The organism is Streptomyces sp. PsTaAH-124 (genome assembly GCF_000373685.1).
Lineage (GTDB): Bacteria > Actinomycetota > Actinomycetes > Streptomycetales > Streptomycetaceae > Streptomyces > Streptomyces andamanensis.
In genome coordinates this window covers 24,004-49,762 of the sequence record NZ_KB892157.1, presented here as the reverse complement: position 1 = coordinate 49,762, position 25,759 = coordinate 24,004, and the positions used below count along the sequence as shown (strand labels likewise).

Annotated in this window: 23 protein-coding genes; 13 read left to right on the top strand and 10 right to left on the bottom strand. The window is 74.1% G+C overall.

From position 1 onward, the window contains the following. Nucleotides 1-30 precede the first annotated feature (30 nt). From B086_RS0100225 to B086_RS0100210, 4 genes are all read left to right on the top strand, one after another. A complete protein-coding gene (locus tag B086_RS0100225) occupies nt 31-399 on the top strand; it encodes a DUF6479 family protein (protein ID WP_018564401.1) in 369 nt (122 codons plus the stop codon). Nucleotides 400-737: 338 nt separating this feature from the next. Further along, nucleotides 738-1,880 (top strand): ABC transporter ATP-binding protein, encoded by a 1,143-nt coding sequence (locus B086_RS0100220; protein WP_026251961.1) that lies wholly within the window; start codon nt 738-740, stop codon nt 1,878-1,880. Then, on the top strand, nt 1,877-2,584 hold the full coding sequence (locus B086_RS0100215; RefSeq protein ID WP_018564399.1) for an ABC transporter permease: 708 nt from the start codon (nt 1,877-1,879) through the stop codon (nt 2,582-2,584). Before B086_RS0100220 ends, B086_RS0100215 begins: the two co-directional genes overlap by 4 nt. Then, nucleotides 2,581-3,249 carry an ABC transporter permease gene (locus B086_RS0100210; protein ID WP_018564398.1) on the top strand — a complete coding sequence of 223 codons (669 nt, stop codon included), beginning with the start codon at nt 2,581-2,583 and terminating at the stop codon, nt 3,247-3,249. The genes B086_RS0100215 and B086_RS0100210 overlap by 4 nt, the downstream gene beginning before the upstream one ends. A 73-nt stretch (nt 3,250-3,322) precedes the next feature. Here the strand turns inward: B086_RS0100210 and B086_RS0100205 are convergent, their stop codons facing one another. From B086_RS0100205 to B086_RS0100190, 4 genes are read right to left on the bottom strand one after another with little or no spacing between them, the layout of a single operon-like run. Continuing rightward, nucleotides 3,323-3,934 (bottom strand): GTP-binding protein, encoded by a 612-nt coding sequence (locus B086_RS0100205; RefSeq protein WP_018564397.1) that lies wholly within the window; start codon nt 3,932-3,934, stop codon nt 3,323-3,325. Beyond that, complete coding sequence (locus tag B086_RS0100200; RefSeq protein WP_018564396.1) at nt 3,921-4,337, bottom strand: DUF742 domain-containing protein; 417 nt, start codon at nt 4,335-4,337, stop codon at nt 3,921-3,923. The genes B086_RS0100205 and B086_RS0100200 overlap by 14 nt, the downstream gene beginning before the upstream one ends. A gap of 35 nt (nt 4,338-4,372) precedes the next feature. Further along, nucleotides 4,373-4,849, bottom strand: coding sequence for a roadblock/LC7 domain-containing protein (locus B086_RS0100195; protein ID WP_018564395.1), 477 nt, complete (start codon nt 4,847-4,849; stop codon nt 4,373-4,375). Further along, a complete protein-coding gene (locus tag B086_RS0100190) occupies nt 4,846-7,566 on the bottom strand; it encodes an ATP-binding protein (protein ID WP_018564394.1) in 2,721 nt (906 codons plus the stop codon). The genes B086_RS0100195 and B086_RS0100190 overlap by 4 nt, the downstream gene beginning before the upstream one ends. A 356-nt stretch (nt 7,567-7,922) precedes the next feature. Between B086_RS0100190 and B086_RS0100185 the strand changes: the two genes are divergently transcribed. Both B086_RS0100185 and B086_RS0100180 read left to right on the top strand, forming a co-directional pair. Next, nucleotides 7,923-8,885, top strand: a complete 963-nt coding sequence (locus B086_RS0100185) for an ABC transporter substrate-binding protein (protein ID WP_018564393.1) — start codon at nt 7,923-7,925, stop codon at nt 8,883-8,885. 72 nt (nt 8,886-8,957) lie between these two features. Then, nucleotides 8,958-10,607 carry an aromatic amino acid lyase gene (locus B086_RS0100180; RefSeq protein WP_018564392.1) on the top strand — a complete coding sequence of 550 codons (1,650 nt, stop codon included), beginning with the start codon at nt 8,958-8,960 and terminating at the stop codon, nt 10,605-10,607. A 103-nt stretch (nt 10,608-10,710) separates the two neighbouring features. Here the strand turns inward: B086_RS0100180 and B086_RS0100175 are convergent, their stop codons facing one another. Next, a complete protein-coding gene (locus B086_RS0100175) occupies nt 10,711-11,166 on the bottom strand; it encodes a tellurite resistance TerB family protein (RefSeq protein ID WP_018564391.1) in 456 nt (151 codons plus the stop codon). Between the two features lie 501 nt (nt 11,167-11,667). Between B086_RS0100175 and B086_RS0100170 the strand changes: the two genes are divergently transcribed. Both B086_RS0100170 and cyc2 read left to right on the top strand, forming a co-directional pair. After that, complete coding sequence (locus B086_RS0100170) at nt 11,668-12,315, top strand: ScbR family autoregulator-binding transcription factor (protein WP_018564390.1); 648 nt, start codon at nt 11,668-11,670, stop codon at nt 12,313-12,315. A 137-nt stretch (nt 12,316-12,452) separates the two neighbouring features. Then, entirely contained in the window at nt 12,453-14,636 is a 2,184-nt protein-coding gene (gene cyc2, locus B086_RS0100165) for a germacradienol/geosmin synthase Cyc2 (protein WP_018564389.1), read from the top strand. Between the two features lie 44 nt (nt 14,637-14,680). Here the strand turns inward: cyc2 and B086_RS38775 are convergent, their stop codons facing one another. After that, nucleotides 14,681-15,589, bottom strand: a complete 909-nt coding sequence (locus B086_RS38775; RefSeq protein ID WP_018564388.1) for a hypothetical protein — start codon at nt 15,587-15,589, stop codon at nt 14,681-14,683. A gap of 91 nt (nt 15,590-15,680) precedes the next feature. Between B086_RS38775 and B086_RS0100155 the strand changes: the two genes are divergently transcribed. Continuing rightward, complete coding sequence (locus B086_RS0100155) at nt 15,681-16,289, top strand: PDZ domain-containing protein (RefSeq protein WP_018564387.1); 609 nt, start codon at nt 15,681-15,683, stop codon at nt 16,287-16,289. On the opposite strand, the gene B086_RS44420 is transcribed toward B086_RS0100155, so the two are convergent. After that, nucleotides 16,282-16,455: a hypothetical protein gene (locus B086_RS44420; RefSeq protein WP_158690337.1), complete on the bottom strand. Its 174-nt coding sequence runs from the start codon at nt 16,453-16,455 to the stop codon at nt 16,282-16,284. The genes B086_RS0100155 and B086_RS44420 overlap by 8 nt on opposite strands. A 205-nt stretch (nt 16,456-16,660) precedes the next feature. Between B086_RS44420 and B086_RS0100145 the strand changes: the two genes are divergently transcribed. Further along, nucleotides 16,661-17,788 (top strand): aminopeptidase P family protein, encoded by a 1,128-nt coding sequence (locus B086_RS0100145; RefSeq protein WP_018564385.1) that lies wholly within the window; start codon nt 16,661-16,663, stop codon nt 17,786-17,788. A 42-nt stretch (nt 17,789-17,830) separates the two neighbouring features. Further along, entirely contained in the window at nt 17,831-18,868 is a 1,038-nt protein-coding gene (locus tag B086_RS0100140; RefSeq protein ID WP_018564384.1) for an aminoglycoside phosphotransferase family protein, read from the top strand. A gap of 20 nt (nt 18,869-18,888) precedes the next feature. Here B086_RS0100140 and treZ read toward each other — a convergent pair whose 3' ends face one another. Further along, nucleotides 18,889-20,643 carry a malto-oligosyltrehalose trehalohydrolase gene (gene treZ, locus B086_RS0100135; protein WP_018564383.1) on the bottom strand — a complete coding sequence of 585 codons (1,755 nt, stop codon included), beginning with the start codon at nt 20,641-20,643 and terminating at the stop codon, nt 18,889-18,891. A 170-nt stretch (nt 20,644-20,813) separates the two neighbouring features. Here treZ and B086_RS0100130 point away from each other — a divergent pair, with 170 nt between their 5' ends. Together B086_RS0100130 and B086_RS0100125 are read left to right on the top strand one after the other, a co-directional pair. Then, nucleotides 20,814-21,365 (top strand): DUF1707 and FHA domain-containing protein, encoded by a 552-nt coding sequence (locus B086_RS0100130; protein WP_018564382.1) that lies wholly within the window; start codon nt 20,814-20,816, stop codon nt 21,363-21,365. Between the two features lie 83 nt (nt 21,366-21,448). Continuing rightward, nucleotides 21,449-21,889 (top strand): SSI family serine proteinase inhibitor, encoded by a 441-nt coding sequence (locus B086_RS0100125; protein ID WP_018564381.1) that lies wholly within the window; start codon nt 21,449-21,451, stop codon nt 21,887-21,889. Nucleotides 21,890-21,952: 63 nt separating this feature from the next. On the opposite strand, the gene B086_RS0100120 is transcribed toward B086_RS0100125, so the two are convergent. After that, the gene (locus B086_RS0100120; protein WP_026251960.1) at nt 21,953-23,203 is read right to left on the bottom strand and encodes a M14 family zinc carboxypeptidase; all 1,251 of its coding nucleotides are present in this window, start codon (nt 23,201-23,203) and stop codon (nt 21,953-21,955) included. Between the two features lie 109 nt (nt 23,204-23,312). Then, nucleotides 23,313-25,679, bottom strand: coding sequence for a malto-oligosyltrehalose synthase (gene treY, locus B086_RS0100115; protein WP_018564379.1), 2,367 nt, complete (start codon nt 25,677-25,679; stop codon nt 23,313-23,315). Nucleotides 25,680-25,759 lie beyond the last annotated feature (80 nt).

Below are 25,759 nucleotides of genomic sequence, written 5' to 3'. Positions count from 1 at the left end.
GCCGCATCTCCGCAGAGGCGGGTGGAAGACATGGGCACAGCGTCCAACGTCGTACTGGCCGTGGCGCCGCACATCTGGGCCACGTTCGGTGCCTTCATCGGCGGGCTCGTCGTCGTGGTGGCGCTCGTCTGGGCCGTGGGCATGGGCATCGGTGTGATGCGCCGCGAGCCCAAGCGGCCCGAGACGTCCGAGCAGCCGCACCTCCCGGTCACCGGCGCGATCGAGGAGATCAGCGAGAAGCGCGAACCGGACGAGGTGCACTGCGGCGACGACGGCAAGCGGATCCTGCCGCACGAACTGCACGGCGCCGGCACCCGCCGCAGCCAGGACCAGCACCGCAGCCGCTGGGCCCCGGGCGGCAGCGGCTCCTTCGGCAGCGGAGGCCCCGGCCGCACCTGATCCCGCCCGATCCCCTTCCCCGTTCGATCCGCCCCGCACCACATCGCGCACCCGCACCCGCCCGCCGACCGGTCCGACGGCTCCGGCGGGCGGCTCGGTGCGTGGAGTGGCAGAGGCCGCGCCCTGCGTGTGGGCGGCCGGATCTCGTCCTGTGGCGGGTCCGTGGGGGAGGGGCGGCCGTTCCCGGGGCGGCGGCCCCGCGTGCCCTGGGGCCCCGCCCCGGCGCCGATGCCGCAACCCTGCCGCAATCACAGGCGTCTAGACTCTTTCCGCAACGGCCCGCGCGACCGTGGCCGAGAGCGGGCAACTCCTGCCAGACCCGAAGGGTATGCGGCGTTTTGATACGCATAGATTCAGTCACCAAGCGGTACCCGGACGGCACCGTGGCGGTCGACCGGCTCTCGCTGGAGATACCGGACCGTTCGATCACCGTCCTCGTGGGACCGTCCGGCTGCGGCAAGACCACCACGCTCCGCATGATCAACCGGATGGTGGACCCGAGCGAGGGCCGCATCCTCCTCGACGGCGCCGACATCAGGGAGCAGCCCGTCAACACCCTGCGCCGGTCGATGGGTTACGTCATCCAGAACGCCGGGCTCTTCCAGCACCGCACCATCGTCGACAACATCGCGACCGTGCCCCGCCTGCTGGGCTGGAACAAGCAGAAGTCCCGGGCGCGCGCGGTGGAGTTGATGGAGCGCGTCGGCCTCGACGCGGCGCTCGCCAAGCGCTACCCCTACCAGCTCTCCGGCGGCCAGCAGCAGCGCGTCGGCGTGGCGCGGGCGCTCGCCGCCGATCCGCCGGTGCTGCTGATGGACGAGCCGTTCTCCGCCGTCGACCCCGTGGTGCGCAAGGGGCTCCAGGAGGAACTGCTGCGCATCCAGGGCGAGCTGGGCAAGACCATCGTCTTCGTCACCCACGACATCGACGAGGCCATCAAGCTCGGCACCATGGTCGCGGTGCTGCGCACCGGCGGCCGGCTCGCCCAGTACGCCCCGCCCGCCGAGCTGCTGACGCACCCCGCCGACGCCTTCGTCGAGGACTTCCTCGGCACCGACCGGGGCATCCGCAGGCTCTCCTTCTTCGGCACCGACGAACTGGAGCTGCTGACCGAGCCGATCGTCGCCGTCGACTCCACCGCCGAGCAGATCGCCGCCCGCACCCGCGCCGACGTGCCCTATCTCCTCGTCACCGACCTCGAAGGACGCCCCCTCGGCTGGAGCGACCCCGACGACCTGACGCCCGGCCGGATCGACCAGGACCGGCTGCTGCCCCACGGACGGCCCTTCGCGCGGGGCGAGTCGCTGCGCGCCGCCCTGGACTGCGCGGTGCTCTCACCGACCGGCTGGGCGGTCGCCGTGGACGAGTCGGGACGCGCGGCCGGGGTGGTCTCGCAGCAGGCCATCGGCGCCGCCATCCGCGCCGCCCACGCCGAGGGCCACCAGGACGCCGCCGCCACCGACGCCAGGGTCGCCGGATGAACCGCTTCTTCGACCTGCCGAGCGACCTCCAGCACAGCTGGTTCGGACTGATCGGGCTGCATCTGCGCGAGGCGCTGCTGCCGGTCCTGGCCGGACTCCTGGTCTCCCTGCCGATCGCGCAGCTGTGCGTGCGCTTCCGCTGGCTCTATCCGCCGGTGCTCGGCCTGACGACCGTGCTGTACGCCGTCCCGTCGCTGGCCTTCATCGTCTTCCTCATCGACTACACCGGCCAGACCGAGCTGACGGTGATGATCCCGCTCGCCGTCTACAGCCTGGTGGTGCTCGTCCCGGCCATCGTCGACGGTGTGCGCGCGGTGCCGCAGGAGACGCTGGCCGCCGCCACCGCGATGGGCCTCGGCCCCGTACGCCGCTACTTCCAGGTGCAGCTGCCGATCGCGGTGCCCGCCATCTTCGCCGGTCTGCGGGTGGCGACCGTGTCCAGCATCTCCCTGGTCAGCGTCGGCATGCTGATCGGCAACCAGGGCGCGCTCGGCAACCTGCTCAACGACGCGAACATCTACCACCGCCCCGAGCTGGCGGTGAACTCCGTGGTCACCACGGCGGCGCTCGCCATCCTCGCCGACGCCGCGCTGGTCGGCGTACGGCTCCTGCTGACCCCGTGGATGCCGCGCGGCACCCGCCGCCGCGGACCGCAGGCCGAGCCGGAGCCAGCCGCACCCGCACCGAAGGACGCCGTCCGGTGAACGTACTGCACTTCGTCAATGCCTTCTTCAGCGACAGCGCCCACTGGCACGGCTACGACGGCATCCCCACCCGGCTCGCCGAGCATCTGCGGTACTGCCTGATCGCGCTCGGCATCGCCGCCGCCATCGGGCTGCCCGTCGGCCTGGTCACCGGGCACTACGGGCGCGGCGGCAACACGCTCGCCTTCCTCGCCACGGCCGGGCGGGCGCTGCCCAGCTTCGGCCTGCTGGTCCTGATGACCATCCTGGTCGGCTTCGGGCTGCTGCCCGTCATGGTGCCGCTGGTCGTCCTCGCCGTCCCGCCGATCCTGGTGACCACCTACGAGTCGATGCGCTCGGTCGACCCGTCGCCGGTGGACGCGGCCCGCGGCATGGGCATGCAGGAGTCGCGGATCCTCTTCCAGGTCGAACTGCCCGTCGCGCTCCCGCTCATCCTGAGCGGCCTGCGCTCGGGCGCCATCCAGATCGTGTCCACGGCGACCATCGCCGCCTACGTCGGCATCGGCGGCCTGGGCCGCTATGTCATCGACGGGCTCTACCAGCGCAACTACGAGAAGGTGGTGGGCGGCGCCAGTCTCGTCGCCGGTCTCGCGCTGGTGACCCTGGTGCTGTTCTGGGCCGCGGCACGGCTTACGGTGTCCCGGGGCGTGCGGCGCGGCGCCTGACGCCCGGCGCCCCGGCGCGGCGGACCGGACGGCACGCCGCCCGGTCCCCGTACCGGCCGAGGGGGGCCGGGCCTCAGGCCCCGGTCCTGGCCAGCGCCAGTTCCAGCACCACCAGCAGCGCGTCGCGCACCGAGCCGCGTTCCCGGGCGTCGAAGACGACCACCGGGACGCGCTCGGACACGTCGAGCGCCCAGCGGACCTCATCGAGGGAGTGCTCCACCCGGCCGTCGAAGGCGTTGAGCGCCACCGCGAACGGAATCTGCCGGTGCTCGAAGTAGTCGACGGCCGCGTAGCAGTCGTCCAGGCGCCGGGTGTCGACGATGACGAGGCCGCCGACCGCGCCCTCCACGATGTCGTCCCACATGAACCCGAACCGCTCCTGGCCGGGCGTGCCGAACAGATACAGCTTCAGCGTCGGGTCGATGGTGAGGCAGCCGAAGTCCATGGCGACCGTGGTGGTCGTCTTGCGCGGCGTGTGGGTGAGGTCGTCGACGCCCGCGGCGACCTCGGTGATGGCCGCCTCGGTGGTCAGCGGCTCGATCTCGGAGATGGAGCCGACCGCGGTGGTCTTCCCCACGCCGAAGCCGCCCGCGATCACCATTTTGACCGGCAGCGGCGGCCGTACGGCGCTCTGCCCGGCCGCCCCGGCGGCGGCACCGCGGGCGAGTTGTTCAGTCGGTGTCACGGAGTACTCCCCGGGAGTCGGGGATGGCCCGCAGGCCATCGATAACCCTGCGCAGGACGGAGGCGTCGTGGGTGGCGCCGGAGTCGGGCACGTGCACCGTCAGCTGCCCGGCGGCCCGCAGGTCCTCGGCGAGCACCCGTACCACGTTGAGGTGCAGCCGCAGCCGGGCCGCGAGTTCCGCGATGGACTGCGGCACGCGGCAGGCCGCGATGATGTCACGCTGTTCGAAGGAGAGTCCGTCCAGCGCCGCGAGCCCGGCGGTGGTGGCCACCACCTGGGTCTCCACGGGCACCGGCCGGCCCGCGGCGGTGGGCGCCACCCGGCCGGCCGTGACCAGGAACGGCCGTACGGCGGGGGCGGGGCCCACCGGGTCTCCTCCCGGGGGCGGGGAGCCGTCCGCCATGGGTGCTACTTCCTTCCTCGACCGGCGGTGACCGGTCAGCGCGCCGACGTGGCGCCGACGTTGTTCTTCAGTTCCAGGACGAGCTGCGGGCTGAGCGCGGCACCGGCCCGGTTGGCGAACAGCGTCATCTCGTAGGCGATGTTGCCGAGCTTGGCCTCCTTGTCGGTGACCACACCGAGCACCGCGCCGCTGCCGATCGCGGAGACCAGGACGTGGCCGCCCTCCAGGTCGATGATGACCTTGTTGAGGGCGCCGAGGCGGTAGTTGCCGGAGGCACCGGCGGCCAGGCTGGTGATGCCGGAGACGATGGCGGCCAGCCGCTCGGAGTCCGCGTGCTCGCGCAGTTGCGAGACCGCGATGAGCAGTCCGTCGGAGGAGACCGCGATGGCGTCGACGACACCGGCGGTCTCGGTCGCGAAGCGGTTGAGCAGCCAGGTGAAGTCGGCTGCGGCGGCCTGGAGATCGGTCGGCGTGGTGCCTCCCGTCGGAGTGTCACCTGTCGACGTGCTCACTGCTCGGCTCCTTCCGGGAGGTCGTTCTGGCGGTGCGTGCCGGGGGTGGCGGGACGCGAAGAGGTCGGGGGAGAGGCGGGCGGGGCGGCGGTGTCGCGGTGGGCGCGCTCCACCGCCTCCTCGAACTCCTCCAGCGCGGACCGTACGGCCTCGGCGTCGGCCGGCCGCGCGCTCTCGTGGGCGTTCGCGGCGGAGGCGTCCGCCGTGGTGCGCAGGGTCGCGCCGCGCACACGTCGGCGCAGCGGCCGGGAGGCGGGTTCCGGGCCGGACGCCGGCCGGTCGGGCGCCGCCTCCATGGGCGCCGCCCCCATGGGCGTGGCCTCTTTGCGGGCCCGGGGGATGAAGGGGGCTGGTACCGCCGGGAGTTCGGCGGCGGGTACGGACTCGGGCGCCGTCGCTCCGGTCGCTCCGGGAACGGTCGTACCGGTGCCGGTCGTGCCCGTACCGTTCGTGCCCGTACCGGTCGTATCGGTGTCGCTCGTGCCGGTGTCGCTCGTGCCGGGACCGGCCGTGGCCTCGTCGGCGGGCTCGCGCCGGGGCAGCCGGCGCGGGAGCGGGCCGGGCTCGTCCTCGTCGGCCGGGGCGTGCGCGGGCGCCACGGCGGTCGCGGGCCTGGGTCCGCCGGTACCGGACGCTCCGGCGGCGCCGGGCGCGTCAGCGGGGGCCGCCGCGGGCGCGGTATCCGTGCCGGTCCGCGATCCGGCCGATCCCGCGGCATTTGCCGGGCCCGCCATGGCCACCGCGCTCAGCGACAGCAGCAGGGCGGATGGGATCACCACCTCGGCCGTGACACCACCGCCCGGGGTGCGGGTCAGGGCGACCTCGATCTCCCAGCGGCGGGCCAGCGTGCCCACCACGAACAGGCCCAGCACCTTGGTCGGCACCACGTCGAGGCGTTCGCGGCGGATCAGCCGGGCGTTCTCCTCGGCGAGGCGCTCGGCGCTCATCCCCAGACCGTGGTCGGCGACCGCGATCGACGCGCCCTCGGCGTTCGAGCGCACGGTGACCTCGACGGGACTGCCCGCCGGGGAGAACGACACGGCGTTCTCCAGGAGTTCGGCCACCATCAGCGTGAGGTCGCCGATGATGTCCGGCGCCACCATGACCTCGGTCTCGGCGTACAGCCGTACCCGCTGATAGCCCTCGATCTGGCCGAGCGCGGCCCGCACCACGTTGGTCAGTGCGGCGGGTCCGGCGTCCAGGACGGTCTCGCGGATGCCGGCCAGCAGCATCAGGCTGTCGGCGTTGCGCCGCAGGCGTACGGCGATGTGGTCGATGGAGTAGAGGCGTTCGAGCAGGGCCGGGTCGGTCTCGCCGCGCTCGACCGCGTCGATCAGCGCGAGCTGGCGGGTGGTGAGGTTGCTGACCCGGCGGCCGACGTTGCCGAACATCTCGGCGACGTTGCGGCGGCTGAGCACCTGGCGCTCCAGCAGCGCGGCGGCGGTGGTCTGCACCTGGTTGAAGGCCGCCGCGAGGTCGCCGATCTCGTCGCGCGCGGTGACCGGCACGTCCCTCAGCCGGGGCGGTCCGCTGTCGTCGGCGTCGTCGTCGGCGACCCGGGCCAGCTCCCGTCCGGTGGCGGCGGAGACCTCCTGCGCCGCCCCGGTCAGCGCCTGCACCGGCCGGACCACCGAGCGGCGCACGGCCACCGAGAAGCCGAGCCAGAACAGGAAGCCCAGCAGTGCGGCGGCCAGCAGTCCGGCGGCGCGCCACCAGGCGTCGGACGAGGCGTCGTCGGCGGTGTCGGCGATCTCGCCGATGAGCGAGGAGGCGATCTGGAGCCGGGCGGCGGCCTGCCGGGGGTAGGACGGGTAGTCGGCCAGCGCGTCCTGGAAGGCCCGCCGGATCTTGTCCGGGGTGTTGGCCTGGAGACCGCTCGGGTCGATCTGGAGTTCGGCGTACGCCTCGGCGATCCGGCGCTGGTCGGCGGTGTGCTCCATGTCCGCGAGCCGGTCGGCCTGGGCGGCGCCGGCGAACCGGGTGAAGCGGTCGGCCTGGTACGTGTACAGCTCGTAGGCGCCGACCGCGCCGGTGAACTCGATCAGCGCGTTGGTGTCACCGGTCGTCGCCGAGAACACGCTCGTCTCGAAGGAGCTGTGGGCGGCGTCGGCGCGCAGCAGGGAGTCCAGCAGATTGCCGGTGAAGGTGGCGGCCAGCGCCGGGTTGCGGTCGAGGCCGAGACCGTCGATCAGGTTCTTGGCGGCGCCGGTGTAGGCCGGGTCGATGTTGTCGGCGGGCAGATAGCTCTGCTCCACGGTGTCGCGCAGGCTGGTCAGGCCCTCGATCTCCTTCAGGGCCTGCGCCTCGGTGGCGGGCAGCCGGTCGCCGAACGCCCGCCGGACGGCGGCGACCTGGGCGTCGACGGCGGCCTGCGCCGTGCGGTAGGCGGTGGCGGAGGGCCGGGAGCCGACGCCCTGGGCCTCGTAGCGCACGGAGAGCAGGACGGCCTGCTGGTGCTCGGCCTCCACCCGGTCGACGAGCGCGGCGACCTGGGCGCTGTCCCGCACCAGCCGGGCGGCGGCCGCCGCGTCCCTGGCCTGGCCGACCTGTCCGGCGATGAGGTAGGCGAGCAGCAGGCCGACGACGGCGAGCGGGACACCGACCAGGACGTTGAGCTTGCGCCGGAAGGGCCACCGGTCGGCGAATCCCCTGATGCCGCCGGCCGGGGGCGGCGCCGGGGCCTGCCGGGCGGGCGCGTCCACCTCGTTCGTGGACACCGGGCCTCCTTCGACGGGTGTCTCCACCCGGGACGGTCGTGAGAACGATGATGCGCGACGACACCGGAGCGGTCCGAGTCCACCGCTGTGGCCGATGTCAACTGCGCTGGAATCTATCGCTTCTTCGCAGCGCGGTCCGACGCGTCCCATGTCAAGAATGCATTACGAAGCAATCGCTTGCGCTTCACAAGTGCACCAGGATCGAAGCCAATCGGTGACCTGGCTGCCCTTGACCGATCGAGAAGCGGCTGGATTGGATCAGTAAAGTGCGGTGTTCCGCATGTCGTACCCCCTTGTCACCCCTGTCCCCCTGTCCATGCACCGCCCCCACGACTTTCCGACCCGGAACGAGAATTGTGACTTCTTACGCGAAGAGCACCAGGTCCAGCACGAGGCGCACCGGCACGGCCGTCGTCACCCTCGCCGCCACCGCCGCACTCGTCGCCGGGTGTTCGTCCTCCGACGACAAGTCCGGCAGCGACCCGCTCTCCGGCGGCAAGGCGAGCGGCGACAGCGTCGTCGTCGGCTCCAACAACTTCGCCGAGAGCATCCTGCTCGCCGACATCTACGGCGAGGCCCTGAAGGCGAAGGGCGTCAAGGTCACCTACAAGCACAACATCGGCAGCCGCGAGACCACCTACGGCCTGCTCAAGAACGGCTCCGTCACCGTGCTGCCCGAGTACAACGGGGCGCTGCTGGCCTATCTCGACAAGGACGCCGCCCCCAAGACGGTCGCCGCCACCACGGCCGCGATCGGCGCCAAGCTCGACCCCAAGCTGACGCTGCTGGAGCCCTCGCCCGCGCAGAACAAGGACTCGGTCACCGTCAACGCCGCGACGGCGGACAAGTACAAGCTGACCGACAAGTCCTCCATCGCCGACCTCAAGGACGCGGCGAAGGACATGGTCATCGGCGGCTCGCCGGAGTTCCAGACCCGGCAGCAGGGCCTACTGGGTCTGAAGTCCCTGTACGGGCTGGAGTTCAAGTCGTTCAAGGCGCTGGACGCGGGCGGCCCGCTGACCCAGGCCGCGCTGAAGAAGGACACCGTGCAGGCGGCGGACGTGTTCACCACGGACCCGACCATCGCCAAGGAGAAGTTCGTCGTCCTCCAGGACCCGAAGAACCTCTTCGGTTTCGAGAACGTGCAGCCGCTCGTCTACAAGAGCGGCCTGGACAAGAAGGGCGTCGACGCGCTCAACGCGCTCTCCGCCAAGCTGGACACGGCGACCCTGCTGGACCTGGACACCCAGGTGCAGTCGCAGAACAAGGACCCGCTGGACGTCGCCAAGGCCTGGCTGAAGTCGGCCGGCCTCGTCTGACCCACCACCGCGCACCGGCGCGGACCGCACCACCGCGGGACCACCGGAACACAGGACCATCAGGACGCAGGGATGAGCAGCACGGCGTGGGCGCCCCGGGAAGCGGGCCGGGCCCGCGTCGTGCTGGACGGGCGCGAGCTGACCCCGGACGACGTGGTCCGCCTCGCCGACGCCTCGGCCGAACCCTTCGTACCGGCCGAGGCGCTGGCGCGCGCCCACCGCTCCTGGAAGGCGGCGGACCGGCTGGCCCGCGCCGGCCGGCTCTACGGCCGCGGCACCGGGGTCGGCGCGCACCGCTCGGTGCCGGTGGAGGATCCGGAAGGGACCGGGCACGGCCTGCGGCTGCTGCGCAGTCACGCGGGCGGCGCGGGCGCCGAGCTGCCCGCCCGCCAGGTCCGGGCGATGCTGGCGGTCCGCGCCAACCAGCTCCTGGCCGGCGGCTCCGGCATCCAGCCCGCCTTCGTCACCGCCCTCGCCGAGGCGCTGCGCCTCGGCGTCCACCCGGCCGTCAACGAGTACGGCGGTCTCGGCACCGGCGACCTGACGGCCCTGGCCCAGACGGGCCTGACCCTGATCGGCGAACGCCCCTGGCGGACCGCCGCTCCCGCTCCCGCTCCCGCTCCCGGTCTCGCTCCTGGTCCCGCTCCCGCTCCTGGTCCCGCCGCCGTCCCGGACGGCGTGGGCGGGCCGTCCGCGCCCGTGCCGCCCACTGCCCCCGCACCAGCCGCTGCGGCCGCCGCCACGGGCCCCGCCTTGGTCGCGCCCGCCGTCCCCGAGCTGCCCGCTCCCATCGTCCTGCGGCCCGGTGACGCGCTCGCGCTGCTCAGCAGCAACGCGCTCACCCTCGGGCAGGCGGCCCTGGCCTGCCACGACCTCGACGTGCTGCTGCGGGCCACGCACGCCGTGGCGGCCCTCTCGCTGGCCGCCGTCTCCGGTTCGCTGGAGGCGTACGCGCCCGAGGTGCACGCCCTGCGCCCCTACCGGGGAGCCGCCCGTGCCGCCGCCGAGGTGCGGAGGCTGCTCGGCGGGCCCGGCGGGACGGGCACCGGCGGTGCGCGCCGGATCCAGGACCCGTTCGGGTTCAGGGCCTTCCCGCAGGCGCACGGGCCCGCACTGGACGCGGCGGACGCGCTGCGCCGCGTCGTGCGGACCGAGGTCAACTGCCCTTCGGAGAACCCGCTCATCGGCGCGGACGGCACCACCGCCCACCACCACGGCGGCTTCTACGCCGCTCCGCTGGGCCTCGCCCTGGACGGGCTCGACCTCGCACTGCTCCAGACCGCCCAGCTGTCCGCCGCCCGCCTCGCCGCGCTCGGCCGCCCGGACCTCACCGGACTGCCGGCCTTCCTCGCCTCCGGACCGGCCGGCAGCTCCGGCACCATGATCCTGGAGTACACCGCCAACTCGGCCCTGGCCGAGCTGCGTGCCTGCGCGCTGCCCGCCTCGGCCGGTCACGCGGTGCTCTCCCACGGACTGGAGGAGGCGGCCAGCTTCGCCTCCCAGGCGGCCCGCCAGGCCCTGCGCGCGGTGGACGCCTATGCGACCGTCCTGGCCTGCGAGCTGGTCACCGCCGTGCGCGCGTTGCGCTGCTTCCGGGAGCCGCCGCGCTGTGCGGTGTTCGCCGTGGCCGCCGCCGCGCTGCCGGCCGGTACGGAGGACCGGCCGCTGACGGCCGATGTCACGGCCGCCACCCGGCTCCTTCCGGTGCTGGCCGGGCTGTGACCGCACACCGGCGGCGCGCAGCCGGGCGCGGCGGCCGTCCGGTCCCGCCGGACCGGCCGGGTCCACCGCCGCCCGCGTGCCGCCATCGCCCTGTCCGCGCCGCTCAGAGGTCGAACTCGTGCGGCGGGAGGTCCAGCGCGTAGCACGCCTCGCGGACCACGGCCTGCTCGGTCTTGTCGAAGTCGCCGTCCGCGCCGCCGATGACGATGCCGATCTGCACGACCGCGCGGGCCTCGGCGGGCTTCTTCTTCGCCTTGGCGATCTCCTGGAGGACGCTCACCTTGCCGAAGGCGAAGTCGGCGGTCAGCTTGTTCAGATTGTCCTCGAAACGGCGGCGCAGATCGTCGGCGGGGAAGTTCTGCAACACCTCGTTGGTGGCGATCAACTGGGCGACGCGCTGCCGCTCAGAGGGGTCGACGGTGCCGTCGGCGGCGGCCACGAGCGCGCACATCGCCATGCTCGCGTCCCGGAACGCACCGCTCTTCAGGTCGTTCTTCTTCGCCGTCAACTGGGTCTGCATCTGCGTCGCGGAATCCTTGATGCGGTCCCACAGGGCCATGGTCGCTCTCCAAAAGGTCGGATGGTCGCACCGGTCGCGCGCGGCAACCGGGCGCGACCGGTGCGGTCAGGTCAGATCTACAGCAACGTAGAAACTAGCGGGGCACCGGATAAGTTCCGCCCGCCGTCCGGGAGGCCGGGACCGGTCCGCGAGGGGCCCGGCCACCGCCGCTACGATCGCGTCCATGGCGAGGCGTGGAGTGCGGCGGTGGACCTCTTCCCGGGCACCGTCGAGTGCCGCCCTCACGCGGCGGACCGACGTGCGCGCGCCCCGATGTCGACGTGTGGCCCCCGTGTCGCGCCCACGTTGATCAAAATAAAACCGCGCGCCCTGTTTTTATCGAGTCTACTTTCGCCCTACTTTGAGGGCTTTTCCGCTGATTATTCGGGGTAAACAGGACTGCCGTTCGCCTGGTGACGGGTCGGGCGAGTGGGCTATCGTAGGCTCGAACGAGAAACAAACAGCATGCCCCGTTCGTTACATCCCTGGAGTGTTCTGGCCATGGCGAGGCAGTTACGGGCCGAGCAGACGCGCTCGACGATCATCACGGCGGCTGCCGACCTGTTCGACCGGAACGGCTACGAACGGACGAGCCTCAGCGACATCGTCGAACACGCGCAGGTCACCAAGGGTGCCCTGTACTTCCACTTCGCGGCCAAGGACGATCTGGCCCACGCCATCATGGAGTTGCAGGCCGCGGCCCTGCGTCAGGTGACCGGAGAGGTCGAGGGGCGGAACTGCTCGTCCCTGGAAGCGCTGATGCGCATCACCTTCGCGTTCACCCGGCTCTCCGTGGAGGGCCCGATCGCCCGCGCCGGACTGCGGCTCGCCACCGGCGGGGTGGAGGTGCGCGCGCCGCTGCGCCACCCCTTCACCGAGTGGCTGGAGATCGCCACGCACCGGCTGCTGGGCGCGGTCAAGGAGGCCGACATCCATCCCGACGTGGACGTCCAGGCCGCGGCGCGCTCCCTGGTCTCCTTCTTCGTCGGCACCCGTGTCACCGGCCGCCCGCTGGAGCCGGTGGCCCGGCTGCCGCGCCGGACCGCCGAGATGTGGCACCTGCTGATCCGCGGGCTGGTGCCCGTGCCCCGGCGGCCGCGCTATCTGAGCCTGGCGGTGCAGCTGGAGCGCGACATCGAGCCCGGCTGAGCCGGGGCGGCCGGGCCGCCGGGGCCGCCTGCCCGAACCGGCCTCCGGGGGAGGGGTGTTCGGCGGTGATTCACGCGATGGTGTGATCGAATGGGTGGCGGAGGATGGTCGCGGAGCGTCCCGGGTAGGGCCCGGCCATGACGCAGCAGCCCTTCGAACTCCCGCACTTCTACATGCCCCACCCGGCGCGGCTGAACCCGCACCTGGGCGAGGCACGCGCCCATTCGACGCGCTGGGCCCGCGACATGGGCATGCTGGAGGGCTCCGGGATCTGGGAGCAGTCCGACCTCGACGCGCACGACTACGGACTGCTCTGCGCCTACACCCATCCCGACTGCGACGGACCCGCCCTCTCCCTCATCACCGACTGGTACGTGTGGGTGTTCTTCTTCGACGACCACTTCCTGGAGACCTTCAAGCGCAGCCAGGACCGGACCGGCGGCAAGGCGTACCTGGACCGGATGCCCCTGTTCATGCCCCTGGACGACACAGCAGAGGTCCCCGAGCCGCAGAACCCGGTGGAGGCGGGCCTGGCCGACCTGTGGGCGCGTACGGTCCCCGCGATGTCGGCCGACTGGCGCCGCCGGTTCGCGGTGGCCACCGAGCACCTGCTGAACGAGTCCCTGTGGGAGCTGTCCAACATCAACGAGGGGCGGGTCGCCAACCCCGTCGAGTACATCGAGATGCGCCGCAAGGTCGGCGGCGCGCCCTGGTCGGCCGGCCTCGTGGAGTACGCCACCGCCGAAGTGCCCGCCGTCGTCGCCGGGTCCAGGCCGCTGCGGGTGCTGATGGAGACCTTCTCCGACGCCGTGCACCTGCGCAACGACCTCTTCTCCTACCAGCGGGAGGTCGAGGACGAGGGCGAGCTGAGCAACGGCGTGCTCGTCCTGGAGACCTTCTTCGGCTGCACCACCCAGGAGGCCGCCGACACCGTCAACGACGTCCTCACCTCGCGGCTGCACCAGTTCGAGCACACCGCGCTCACCGAAGTGCCCGCCCTGGCCGTGGAGAAGGGCCTCACCCCCGGCCAGGTCGCGGCGGTGGCGGCGTACACCAAGGGGCTCCAGGACTGGCAGTCCGGCGGCCACGAATGGCACACCCGCTCCAGCCGGTACATGAACGAACGCGCGCGCCCCGCCAGCCCCTGGCAGGCCCCGACCGGGCCCGGCACCTCGGGCGTCGACGTGGCCGCGCTGCTCGCCGTGGCCGCCGCCGAACGGCTGCGCGCCCACAGCCACGTCCCGTACGAGAAGGTCGGCCCCTCGCGCATCCCCGACCTCTACATGCCCTTCCGGCTGGAGCTGTGCCCGCATCTGGACCGCTCCCGGCCGCGGCTCGCCGACTGGTGCCACCGCATGGGGATCCTCGCCGAGGGCGTCTGGGACGAGGACAAGCTCGACGCCTACGACCTGGCGCTGTGCTCGGCCGGACTCGACCCGGACGCGACACCCGAGGCCCTGGACCTCAGCGCGCAGTGGCTCGCCTGGGGCACCTACGGCGACGACTACTACCCGCTGGTCTACGGCCACCGCCGCGACCTCGCCGCCGCCCGGCTGACCACCGCCCGGCTGTCGGCCTGCATGCCGGTCGACGGCGAGGAGGCCACCGTCCCCGGCAACGCCATGGAACGGGGCCTGGCCGACCTGTGGGCGCGGACCACCGCCGAGATGACCCCCGACCAGCGGCGCACCTTCAAACAGTCCGTCGACTCGATGACCGAGAGCTGGGTGTGGGAGCTGGCCAACCAGGCGCAGAACCGGGTGCCCGACCCCGTCGACTACCTGGAGATGCGGCGCGCCACCTTCGGCTCCGACCTCACCCTGAGCCTGTGCCGGCTGGGACACGGCCCGTCGATCCCGCCCGAGGTCTACCGCAGCGGCCCGGTCCGGTCCCTGGAGAACGCCGCCATGGACTACGCCTGCCTGCTCAACGACGTCTTCTCCTACCAGAAGGAGATCGAGTACGAGGGCGAGATCCACAACGGGATCCTCGTCGTGCAGCACTTCTTCGGCATCGACTACCCCGCGGCGCTCACCGTGGTGCACGACCTGATGACCCAGCGGATGCGCCAGTTCGAACATGTCGTGGCACACGAACTGCCGGTCGTCTGCGACGACTTCGCGCTGTCGGACGAGGCGCGGGCGACCATGGAGGGCTATGTGGCCGACCTGCGCAACTGGCTGGCGGGCATCCTCAACTGGCACCGCAGCGTCAACCGCTACAAAGCCGAGTGGCTGGGCCGCCGCGCCCACGGCTTCCTCCCGGACCACCCGCCGGTCCCCGCGCTGCCGGCCCCGGCCCGTGCGCTGCCCGTCGGCTGAACAGGAGCCGGGCCGAGCTGAACCGGCGCCCAACCGAGCCCGGTTCAGCGCCGCCCGGTGCCTGTGGCCGTGGTGCCTGCGGCCGTGGTGACGGCGGGGCGGTCCAGGGCCGTGTGCAACTGCCGGGCGCGCAGGGCCTGGGTGTGGTCGCCGAGGCGGTCGAACGCCTCGGCCAGCCGGACCAGGGACGAGAGGCCGAGTTCGCCGGGCGCGCCGGGCCGGCGCAGCGCGCCCCGGTTCATGACGATCTCGTCGAGCGCGCGGATCAGGGCGGCCCGCGCGTGCTCCGTCAGCCCCAGGTCCAGGGCGTGCCCGGCCCAGGTGAACAGCGACGCGCCGTCCTCCTCCGGACCGGCCGTGACGAGGGCGCCGGTGTCCGGGGCGTGGGCGAGGACCACCTCGCGCAGCGTCGGCCGGGGCAGCGGGTCCAGCAGCTGGTAGGCACACCCCTCCTCGGCGTTGAGCAGCAGGAATCCGGGCTCGGTGCGCAGCAGCGCCTCGTGCAGCAGAGCGACGAGTTCCACGGGGGAGCGCTCGGGCAGTCCGAGCGCGGAGCGCAGGGCGGCCCGCTCCTCGTCGATGCCGTGGTCCTCACGCCGTTCGTCCTCGGTCTCGGCGACCCGGGCGAGAATCACCTCGGCGCCGTCCGCCGGAGTCAGGTCCAGGAGGTCCTGCCAGCCGGGCAGCCCGACGAGGACTTCGAGCGCCGTGTCCACGTCGGGGCCGATGATCCCGGCCGAACCCTCGGAGTCGGCGTAGAGCACGGAGCCGTCGCCGCACACGAAGTACGTGCCGCCCGAGCCGTCGCCCGCGACCGGTTCGAGCGGTCCGCCGTCGGCGAGCCGTACCTCCTCGACGTGTTCGGCGCCCGCGAGGTCGAACTCGAAGGGAAAGGCAGCCAGTTCGGCCAGGCGCGGGCTGTCCCGCAGCAGCCGCAGGAGGTGATCGCTCATACGGCCGAACGTAGCAGGCGCCCGCGTTCTCACTCTTTCGTGGCTCGTGGCGGGCCCGCCCGCCGGGTAGGCACCAGCCGGAGGAGAACGAATGGAACAGACTGCGTTGCGTCCCAAGCCCCTGCCCGGTGCCGAGCCCGCGGGCGGCTCCTCGCGTGAGCGGAGCCCGTCCGGCACCGGCGAGCGGCGGCCCGGCCGCCGGTTCGCGGGGGCGCTGTGCGGCCTGTGCGCCGGGCTGGTGCTGCTGCTGGCCGGGGTGGGGCTGGGCGCGGTGGGCGCCACGGTGATCGGTGCGAGCAGGCTGGCCGAGGCGCAGCGGCACGCGGGCCTCGCGGGTCCTGCGGCGGCCCCGTCGGTACCGGCGTCCGGGGCCGGGCCAGGGGCCGGGTCCGGCCCGGAGGGCGCCGCGGCGGTACGGTCGGCGCCGGTTCCGGGGGGACCGACCCTCGGCGTGGAGGCGGTGGACGACGGGAAGCCCGGGGCGCGGGTCGTCGGCGTCCATGTGCCGGGCCCCGGCTACTCGGCCGGGCTGGTCCGCGGCGATGTGCTGCTCGTGTTCGACCGGACGCGGATCGACTCGGCGGCCGACCTGGCGCGCGCGGTGGCCAAGGCCGACCCCGGCCGCTCGGTGGTGCTGACCGTGCGCCACCGCGGCGGGGGCTACCAGCAGCTGGACGTCACCCCGGGCGTCGTCACCTGACCACGCCGTACGCGACGACGGGTACGGCCGCCCCCGTCGCCGGATCGACGGCCGCCGTCCAGATCGTCGCGTCAGGCCGTCCCGGCAGGTCTTCTGGCCGGCCTTCCGTCAGGGCGTCCTCCAGGGCGTCCTCGTGGCTGCCGGTGATCACGCCATCAGCGCTCATGGCCGTGCGAGCCCCGGCCGTGAGATCGAATCCGGGAAAGCGGTGGTCGTGCGGACACCCGGGCAGCGAGGATGGAGGAGGGAGCGGACGGCGGACCGACCGGCTCGCGCCGCCCACTCCGCGCGGGCAGGATACTGCCCGTGGGCCCTGCCCGCCGCTCGACTGTTCGTCCCACCCGCCCCTTCAGCCGCACACGGAGGCCCGGATGACCGGCACCGCGCCCGCGCCCTTCACCGCCGACGACTACCGGGCCCGGATGGCGCGCGCCGAGCGCGCGGCGGCGGACGCGGGGCTTGCCGGACTGCTCGTCGCCCCGGGACCCGACCTGGTGTGGCTCACCGGCTACGCGCCGCCCGCCGCCACCGAACGGCTCACCCTGCTGGTCCTGGTCCCCGGCCGCGACCCCGTCCTCGTCGTGCCCACCCTGGAGGCCCCGGACGCCGCCCAGGCCACCGGCGCCCCCGCGCTGACCCTGCGGGACTGGACCGACGGCAAGGACCCCTACGCCCTCACCGCCGCCCTCCTCGACGACCGCGGCCGCTTCGGCGTCAGCGACAACGCCTGGGCCCTGCACCTGCTCGGCCTCCAGCAGACCCTGCCCGGCACCTCCTACGCCGCCCTCACCGAGGCCCTGCCGATGCTCCGCGCCGTGAAGGACCCGGCCGAGCTCGACCTGCTCGCCGCCGCGGGCGCCGCCGCCGACCGCACGTTCGAGGAGATCCGGCACGTACGCTTCGCCGGGCGCCGCGAGCGCGAGGTCGGCGCCGACCTCGCCGATCTGCTGCGGCGCTTCGGCCACTCCCAGGTCGACTTCACCATCGTCGGCTCCGGGCCCAACGGCGCCGACCCGCACCACGAGGTGGGGGACCGGGTCATCGAACACGGCGACATGGTCGTCCTCGACTTCGGCGGTCTCAAGGACGGCTACGGCTCCGACACCACCCGCACCGTGCACGTGGGCGAGCCCACCGACGAGGAGCGCCGGGTGCACGACGTCGTGCGCGAGGCCCAGGAGGCGGGCTTCGCCGCCGTACGGCCGGGCGCGGCCTGCCAGGACGTGGACCGGGCCGCCCGCGCGGTCATCGCCGACGCGGGCTACGGCGAGTACTTCATCCACCGCACCGGCCACGGCATCGGCGTCACCACCCACGAGCCGCCGTACATGATCGAGGGGGAGGAGCAGCCCCTCGTGCCCGGCATGTGCTTCTCCGTGGAGCCCGGCATCTATCTGCCCGGCCGCTTCGGGGTCCGGATCGAGGACATCGTGACGGTCACCGAGGACGGCGGCCGCCGTCTCAACGACACCACCCGGGAGCTGGTCCTGGTGGACTGATCCGCCGGCCGACCCCATCCGACCCGACGACACGGCGCGACGATGACCCAGGCACCGACACCCACGGCGGACAGCGTCCGCAGACTGGTCCGCACCCTGCTCCCCGACGCCCCGCGCGACGGCTACGCCCCCGCCGGGGTGCCCGAGGTACGGCCGGTCACCACGGGCGGCGAGCACTCCACCTGGTGGGTCGGCACCCGCCATGTGCTGCGGCTGGCCCCCGACCGCGACGCCTCGGCGCGGCTGCGCCGCGAACTGCGCCTGCGCGACCTGGCCCGCCCGCACCTGCCGGTGGCCGTCCCCGCGAGCGCCGCGCACGGCGAGTGGGCGCCCGGACTGGCGTACACCCTGGACACCCGGATCACCGGCGGCACGGCCGACGAGCTGGACGTCTCCGCGCTCGGCGAGGACGACCTGGCCGGGCTGCTGGCCGGGCTGCGCGCGGTGCCCGTGCGGCAGGCCGGGACGCTCGGCGTCCCGCGCACCGCGCCCCGCTCCCTGGAGGCGCTGCGCCGGATGGCCGTGCACGCCGCCGAGGCCCTCGGCGCCGCCGACGAGTTCGAACCCGCGCGGATGGCCCAGCTCGCCGCGCCCGCCGCTGCCCAGCTGGCCGCCCAGTCCCACGCCGCCGTCCTCGTCCACCACGACCTCAAGGGCGAGCACCTGGTGCTCTCCCCGGACGGCCGGGTCCGCGGTGTCCTGGACTGGACCGACGCGGTGGTCGGCGACCCGGCCGAGGACATCGCCGGGCTCGCGCTGGCCGTGGGGTCACCGGCCGCCGTGCGCGCGGCCACCCTCGCGGGCTACGGCGCCCGCCCTTGTCTGCGCGGCCTGTGGCTGGCCCGCTGCGACACGCTGATCCGCCTCGCCGACCGCCTGGCGGACCGCGACGAGAGCCCGCTGCCGCTGCTGCGCGTCCAGCTGCGCCACTCCTGGGAGGCGATCCTGCTGGAGCGGGTCACCGAGTTCCGCGAGGACGGCGAGCAGGACGACGAACGGGAAGGCGAGCGGGACGACGGGCGGGACGGCAAGCAGGACGGCGGCGGGGATCCGGCGGACGGCGGGGGCGGGCGGCCGTAGCCGCGTGGGGCGGTCCGCGCTCAGCTCTGCGCCAGCACCACGCAGGAGTGGCCGGGCAGCCGCAGCAGTCCCGTCCCGTCGGGCGCCTCGACCGGCTCCCAGGCGGCGAGCACCCGGGCCGGGCGGGTGCCCAGCGGGATCGCCGCCGTCGTACTGCCCAGGTTGACGGCCACCCGTACGTCCCCGCGCCGCAACGCCAGCCAGCCGGCCTCCTCGTCGTGGGCGACCCGGGTGGCGGCGAGGTCCGGATCGGTCAGGTCGGGCAGAGCGCGGCGCAGCGCGATCAGCCGCCGGTACCAGTCCAGCACGCGCGCGTGCGGCGCGCGTCCGGGCTCCGACCAGTCGAGGCAGGAGCGGTCCCGGGTCGCCGGGTCCTGCGGGTCGGGCACGTCCTGCGCCGCCCAGCCGTGCGCCCCGAACTCCCGCCGCCGCCCCTGGCGCACCGCCTCGGCCAGCTCCGGGTCGGTGTGGTCGGTGAAGTACTGCCACGGTGTGCCCGCCGCCCACTCCTCGCCCATGAAGAGCATCGGCGTGAACGGCGCGGTCAGCGTCAGCGTCGCCGCGCACGCCAGCAGTCCGGGGGCGTCCGCCAGCAGCCCCGACAGCCGGTCGCCCCGGGCCCGGTTGCCGATCTGGTCGTGGGTCTGGCTGTAGCCGAGCAGCCGGTGCCCGGCGGTGCGGGTGCGGTCCAGCGGGCGGCCGTGGTGGCGGCCCCGGAAGCTGGAGTACGTCCCGTCGTGGAAGTAGCCGCCGGTGAGCGTCTTGGCGAGCGCGGCGAGCGGGGCCCGCGCGAAGTCGGCGTAGTACGCCTGCGACTCGCCGGTGACGGCGGTGTGCACCGCGTGGTGGAAGTCGTCGCTCCACTGGGCGTGCAGCCCGAGGCCGTGCTCCGCGCGCGGGGTGATCAGCCGCGGGTCGTTCAGGTCCGACTCGCCGATGAGGAACAGCGGCCGGCCCAGGTCCGCCGCGAGCGCGTCCACGGCCGCGGACAGCTCCTCCAGGAAGTGCCGGGCGCGGGTGTCCACGAGCGCGTGCACCGCGTCCAGGCGCAGTCCGTCCAGCCGGTAGTCGCGCAGCCAGGCCAGGGCGCTGCCCAGGAGGTAGTCGCGCACCTCGTCGGAGCCGGGCGCGTCCAGGTTGACGGCCGAGCCCCAGGGCGTGTGGTGGGTGTCGGTGAAGTACGGCCCGAACTCCGGCAGGTGGTTGCCGGACGGGCCCAGGTGGTTGTGCACCACGTCCAGGACCACGCCGAGGCCCAGCTCGTGCGCCCGGTCGACGAAGCGCTTCAGCCCCTCGGGGCCGCCGTACGGCTCGTGCACCGCCCACAGCGACACCCCGTCGTACCCCCAGCCGTGCCGCCCGGGGAACGGGCAGACCGGCATCAACTCCACGTGTGTGACGCCCAGTTGCACCAGGTGCTCCAGGCGGCCCGCGGCGGCGTCGAAGGTGCCCTCGGGGGTGTACGTGCCGAGGTGCAGCTCGTAGAGCACGGCCCCGGGCAGCGGGCGTCCGGCCCAGCCGTCGCTGCGCCAGGTGTGGCGGCCCTGGTCGACGACGGCGCTCAGGCCGTCCGGTCCGTCCGGCTGCCGCCGCGAGCGCGGATCGGGCAGCACCGGGCCGTCGTCCAGGGCGAAGCCGTAGCGCGAGCCGTCCCGCGCCTCGGCCTCGCCGCTCCACCAGCCAGGACGCTCCGGATCGGGCTCCAGCGCGCGCGTGGCGCCGTCGCACCGGAGCGTCACCCGGCCGGCCTGCGGTGCCCACACCTCGAAATGCACGGACGGTTCCCCTTCGTCTGCTTCACCGTGTTGGCGTCCCCATGGTCCTGCAAAGACGATCAATCCGCTTTCGGTTCCACCCTTTCGCGGGAGATGTCGTCAACTCGGCACACCGCGGCGCCGTTCCCGTTTTCTGGACACCCCGGGCCGGTTGTCCGACAATCACCAGCGTGACGTCGTCCTTCGAGTTCCCCACCCACCCCGCGCGGGTGTCCGACGCGGAGCGCGACCGGGCGCTGGAGGTCCTGCGCGACGGCGTCGCGGCCGGACGGCTGTCGTACGACACGTTCGCGCACCGCATGGAACGGGCGCTGGCCGCCCGCCGCCCGGACGAACTCGCCGTGCTCACCTCGGATCTGTCCACCGAGGGGCGGCTCTCGCGCGCGCTGTTCGGCGCCGTCGGGGCCGTCTCCGGCTTCACCGTGCGGCTGCGCCGGGCCTGGCAGTCCGAGCGGCTGCCCAAGCTGCTGCTGCCGCACGCGGACAGCGGACATCCGCTGCGCATCGGGCGCGACCCGGCGAGCGGGCTGCGGCTCAACCACGAGACGGTCTCGCGCACCCACGCCGAGCTGCGCCACCAGAGCGGCCTGTGGGTCCTGCGCGACCTCGGCTCGACCAACGGGACCACCGTCAACGGGCGGCGGGTGACCGGCGCGGCCGTCGTCCGCGAGGGCGACCAGGTCGGCTTCGGGCAGGTGTCCTACCGGCTGTCGGCGCACTGACGCGGCCCGCGCGCCGGGCGGGGGCGCTCCCGTTCGGGTGAGCCGGGCTGGGGGCGGCGCGCCAGGGTGCCGATACACCCGCCATGACCCACTTCATCAGCAAGGCGACGACCCGGTGGCTGCGCCGGGCAGTGCCCGCCGCGGCGGTCCTCCTCGCGGGCACGGCGGTCCCGGCCCAGGCGGCCGGGTGGGCCCGGCACCACGACCGGGGCGACTGGCTCTACGTCACCGTCACCCACGGGGACACCCGTTCCGGCGGCGGCGACACGCGCGGCACCCTGCTGCTGTGCGACCCGCCGCACGGCCACGCCCACGCGGCCGAGGCGTGCGCACAGCTGCGCTCGGCGCGCGGCGACATCCGGGGCATCCCCCGCAAGGAAGCGTTCTGTTCGATGATCTACGCGCCGGTGACCGTGCGGGCGCGCGGCGAGTGGCAGGGCCGCGCGGTCGACTACACGGAGACCTTCGCCAACGGGTGCGAGATGAAGGCCCGGACGGGGGACGTGTTCGCGCTGGACGCGTGAGCGGCGCGCGGCGGGACAGTTCCCCCGTACCGGTGGCGGGGCGGGATGCCCGTGCCGCCACCGTCAGCCCGCCACGTCACGGGCGTGGCGGGCCGTCTCCAGCACCGTGCGGGACTGGTGCTCGACCTGGTGCTCCAGCGGCACCCAGCGGGCCCGGAACCGGTCCGCGAAGGCCACGCTCCAGGTCGCCACGAGACGGGCGAGCGCCGGTGCCGCCCGGTCGTCGGCCGCGCGCAGCACCCGCAGCAGCATCGCGGCGGCCCGCAGCGGCAGCCGCCGGCCGAAGGCGTCCACACTGCCGACGTACGCCCTGCTCGTGTCGGCGGGCGGGCCGTCCGTCCAGTCCGCCGCCAGCCCCGGCACCACGCCGAGACCCCAGCGGGCCGCGCGCAGCAGCGGCCCGTCGGCGCCCCGCAGCCGGGGCAGCGCGTCGGCGAGCACCGCCTCCACCGCCCGCGCGTCCCGCAGCAGCCGGGCGGCCAGCCGCCGCAGCTCCGCCTCGGGCGCGGGGTGCGGTGCGGGGTCGTCGACCAGGTCGCTCGCCCACATCGGGATCTCCACGACCGCCGTCAGACCGCCGTGGCGGTGTGCGTGGTACCAGGTGCTGTGCCGGGCGTCGTCGGGCATGCTCGGGTAGGCCAGGGCCGCGCCGGGCGCCGGCATCACCCGTACCCCGGGCCCGGAGACGGGCCAGCCCGCCGCGTCGCAGGCCCCCGTCTCGATGGGGATGCGCAGCTCCGCCGCCGACTTGCAGAAAGGTTCCGCCAGACCGGGCACGTCGCGGGTGAGCTGCACCCAGCTGCCGCCCAGCTCGGTGCCGTGCAGCGTCACCTGGAGATAGGGGCGCAGCGCGTCGATCACCCCGGTCAGCGCCCGGGTCTCGGGCGGCAGCCGGCCGGGCGGCAGCACGGACGGCGACCACTCCGGCTGCTCGGCCCCGGCCGGCCGGAAGAAGCCCAGGTGGTAGTCGAGCAGCGTGCGCGGCGCCGGGGTCACGTGCAGGCTCGCCCCGTCCGGGTCGGCGCAGAGCAGGAAGTGCCAGGAGGTGTCCGCCCGCAGCTCCCGCTCGTCGCGCACCCGCCGGGCCAGCGCCAGGAGCGCCGAACCGCCCGCGGGCTCGTTGGCGTGCGCGCCCGCGACCACCAGCACGGCCCGGCGGGCGTGCCCCACGGACAGCAGGTGCAGCGGTCTGCCCGCCCGGGAGAGACCGACCCGGTCCAGGGCGCACAGGCCGGGCCGGTGCGCGGCCAGCGCTCGGGCACCGGCCACCAGTTCGGGCACACTGGGGTAGCGCGTCTCCGGCAGAGGACTCACCCCCGTACGCGTCCGTCCGGTTTCGCATTCCGCAGTACCCCACGGCCGGTGACGCCTGTCAAGGGCATGCTCGACGGCGGACCGGGCACCCCCTTCCGGCGCCCCGCGCTCAGTCCTCGCCGACCGGTCCGCCGACCCGTTCCAGCAGTGCCACCGGCAGCGCCGCGAACAGCTCCTCCACGCGCGCGTGCCCCTCGAAGTGCCGCCCCGGAGCCAGGGCGTCCGCCCAGCGGCCCGGCGGCAGCGGCAGCCGGGTGCCGCGCCAGCCGCCCGCCTCCGCCAGGCGCAGCGACAGCCGGGTCACGGCCGTGACCACCTCACCGGAGCGCGTGAAGGCCGCGCAGTGCTCCGCCGCCGGGCCCTCGGCGCGCAGCGGCTCGTACGTCCCCGCGGCGCCGAACACCCCGGGCCGGCGCGCCCGCAGCCGCAGCGCCGCCGCCGTCAGCGCGCCCTTGACCCCCGCGTCGGCGGGCGGCAGGTCCACGGGCCGCCGGTTGTCCGGGTCGACCAGCGCCCGGTACTCGGCCTCCGTGCCCTGGTAGAGATCGGGCACGCCCGGCATCGTCAGGTGCACCAGGGCCGTGCCCAGCACATTGGCCCGGATGTGCGCCGCCAGCTCGTCGCGGAAGGCGCTCACCCGCGCGCCCGGCGCCCCGCACGGCCCCTCGGCGACGAACCGCTCCACCGCCTCCTCGTACGCCGCCTCGCGCTCCGTCCAGCTCGTGTGCAGACCCGCCTCGCGCACATGCTTCAGCAGCGCGCCCCGCACCCGCTCCGGGGCGGCGGGACCCAGGCCGAACACCGCCTGCCAGGCCGCCCACGCCAGTTGAGCGTCGGGCACGAGCGCGTCCTCGCCCGTCACCTCGGCCAGCAGCTCCGCCCAGCGCCCCGGGCACTGGGTCAGCACCGACAGGGCCGCCCGCACGTCCGCGCTGCGCTTGGTGTCGTGGGTGGTGACCACCGTCCCGGTCCCCGGCCAGTCGCGCTGCACGCGCGCGCAGTACGCGTGGAAGTCCCCGGGCGGCACGGCCGGGCGCCCCGGGTCCCCGCCGACCTCGTTGGCCGACAGCAGCGGCACGTACCGGTAGTACGCGGTGTCCTCCACGGACTTCGCGCGCAGCGCGGAGGCGGCCTGCGCGAACCGGGTCCGCAGCTCCGCCGCTCCCGCCCCCTCGCCCGCCCGGCCGAGCACCAGGTCGCGCACCACGTCCACGGCATCGGCCTCCTCGGGCACGGCGAAGGCGAGCCGGGCCCGTCCGGCGGCCTCCTCGGTGACCACCGAGGCCGCGTCCACGGAGGCGTAGGGCCGGTACACCTCCAGGCGGACCAGCAGCTCCCGGAGCGCGGTGCGCAGCGCCCACGGCGCGCGGTCGCGCAGCGCCGGATCGGGCGCGGACGAGCACACCCGGTCCGCCGTCCGGGTCAGCCGCGCGCTCTCGGCGGCCAGCTCATGGCCGATCACCTGGTACGCGGCCCGCCGGACCGTGGCCGCCCAGTCGCCGCCGCGGTCGGTCCGCGGGGCGGCGAAGCTCCGGTAGTGGTCCAGCAGTTCGTCCGCGCCGGCCGGATCGGTGAACAGCCCGTCCACGTGCCGCAGGGCGTCGTACCCGGTGGTGCCCGCGACCGGCCAGGAGGGCGGCAGATGCTCACCGGCGGAGAGGATCTTCTCCACCACCGTCCAGCGGCCGCCGCTCGCCCGGTGCAGCCGGGCGAGGTAGCCGTCGGGGTCGGCGAGGCCGTCGGGGTGGTCGATCCGCAGCCCGTCGACCACGCCCTCGCGCAGCAGTTGGAGGATCTTGCCGTGGGTCGCGGCGAACACCTCCGGGTCCTCCACCCGCACCCCGATCAGCTCCGAGATGCTGAAGAAACGCCGGTAGTTCAGCTCCGTACGGGCCAGCCGCCACCACACCGGCCGGTACCACTGCGCGTCCAGCAGCTCCGGCAGCGGCAGGTGCGCGGTGCCCGCCCGCAGCGGGAAGGCGTGGTCGTAGTAGCGCAGCACGTCGCCGTCCGCCTTCAGCTGTGCGGCCTCCGCGCCGACTGGGCCGCCGAGCACCGGCAGCAGCACCTTGCCGCCCCCGGCCTCCCAGTCGATGTCGAACCAGCGGGCGTACGCGGACGCGGGCCCCTCGCGCAGCACGTCCCACAGGGCGGGGTTGTGGCGCGGGACCATCGCCATGTGGTTCGGCACGAGGTCCACGATCAGGCCGAGACCGTGCTCCCGCGCGGTGCGCGCCAGCGCGCGCAGTCCCTCCTCGCCGCCGAGTTCGCCGCGCACCCGCGAGTGGTCCACCACGTCGTACCCGTGCGGCGAGCCCGGTACGGCCTCCAGGACGGGGGAGAGGTGCAGGTGCGAGACGCCGAGCGACGCCAGGTACGGCACGGCCGCCGCGGCGGCCTCGAACGGGAACGCGGGCTGGAGCTGGAGCCGGTAGGTGGCCGTGGGCACGGCGGGTACGGGGTGCTCGGGTGTCATGCGATGCTACGTACCCGCCTGGCCCGGTTTCGTGTCATCGGTCCGTCCACGTGCGCGGTGTGAATGGCTAGCTTCGGACG

Coding starts and splice junctions, on each gene's coding strand:
- B086_RS0100225 (WP_018564401.1), top strand. CDS start 31: ATGGGCACAGCGTCCAACGTCGTACTGGCCGTGGCGCCGCACATCTGG.
- B086_RS0100215 (WP_018564399.1), top strand. CDS start 1,877: ATGAACCGCTTCTTCGACCTGCCGAGCGACCTCCAGCACAGCTGGTTC.
- B086_RS0100200 (WP_018564396.1), bottom strand. CDS start 4,337: ATGGCGGACGGCTCCCCGCCCCCGGGAGGAGACCCGGTGGGCCCCGCC.
- B086_RS0100180 (WP_018564392.1), top strand. CDS start 8,958: ATGAGCAGCACGGCGTGGGCGCCCCGGGAAGCGGGCCGGGCCCGCGTC.
- B086_RS0100175 (WP_018564391.1), bottom strand. CDS start 11,166: ATGGCCCTGTGGGACCGCATCAAGGATTCCGCGACGCAGATGCAGACC.
- B086_RS0100170 (WP_018564390.1), top strand. CDS start 11,668: ATGGCGAGGCAGTTACGGGCCGAGCAGACGCGCTCGACGATCATCACG.
- cyc2 (WP_018564389.1), top strand. CDS start 12,453: ATGACGCAGCAGCCCTTCGAACTCCCGCACTTCTACATGCCCCACCCG.
- B086_RS38775 (WP_018564388.1), bottom strand. CDS start 15,589: ATGAGCGATCACCTCCTGCGGCTGCTGCGGGACAGCCCGCGCCTGGCC.
- B086_RS0100155 (WP_018564387.1), top strand. CDS start 15,681: ATGGAACAGACTGCGTTGCGTCCCAAGCCCCTGCCCGGTGCCGAGCCC.
- B086_RS44420 (WP_158690337.1), bottom strand. CDS start 16,455: ATGAGCGCTGATGGCGTGATCACCGGCAGCCACGAGGACGCCCTGGAG.
- B086_RS0100145 (WP_018564385.1), top strand. CDS start 16,661: ATGACCGGCACCGCGCCCGCGCCCTTCACCGCCGACGACTACCGGGCC.
- B086_RS0100140 (WP_018564384.1), top strand. CDS start 17,831: ATGACCCAGGCACCGACACCCACGGCGGACAGCGTCCGCAGACTGGTC.
- B086_RS0100125 (WP_018564381.1), top strand. CDS start 21,449: ATGACCCACTTCATCAGCAAGGCGACGACCCGGTGGCTGCGCCGGGCA.
- treY (WP_018564379.1), bottom strand. CDS start 25,679: ATGACACCCGAGCACCCCGTACCCGCCGTGCCCACGGCCACCTACCGG.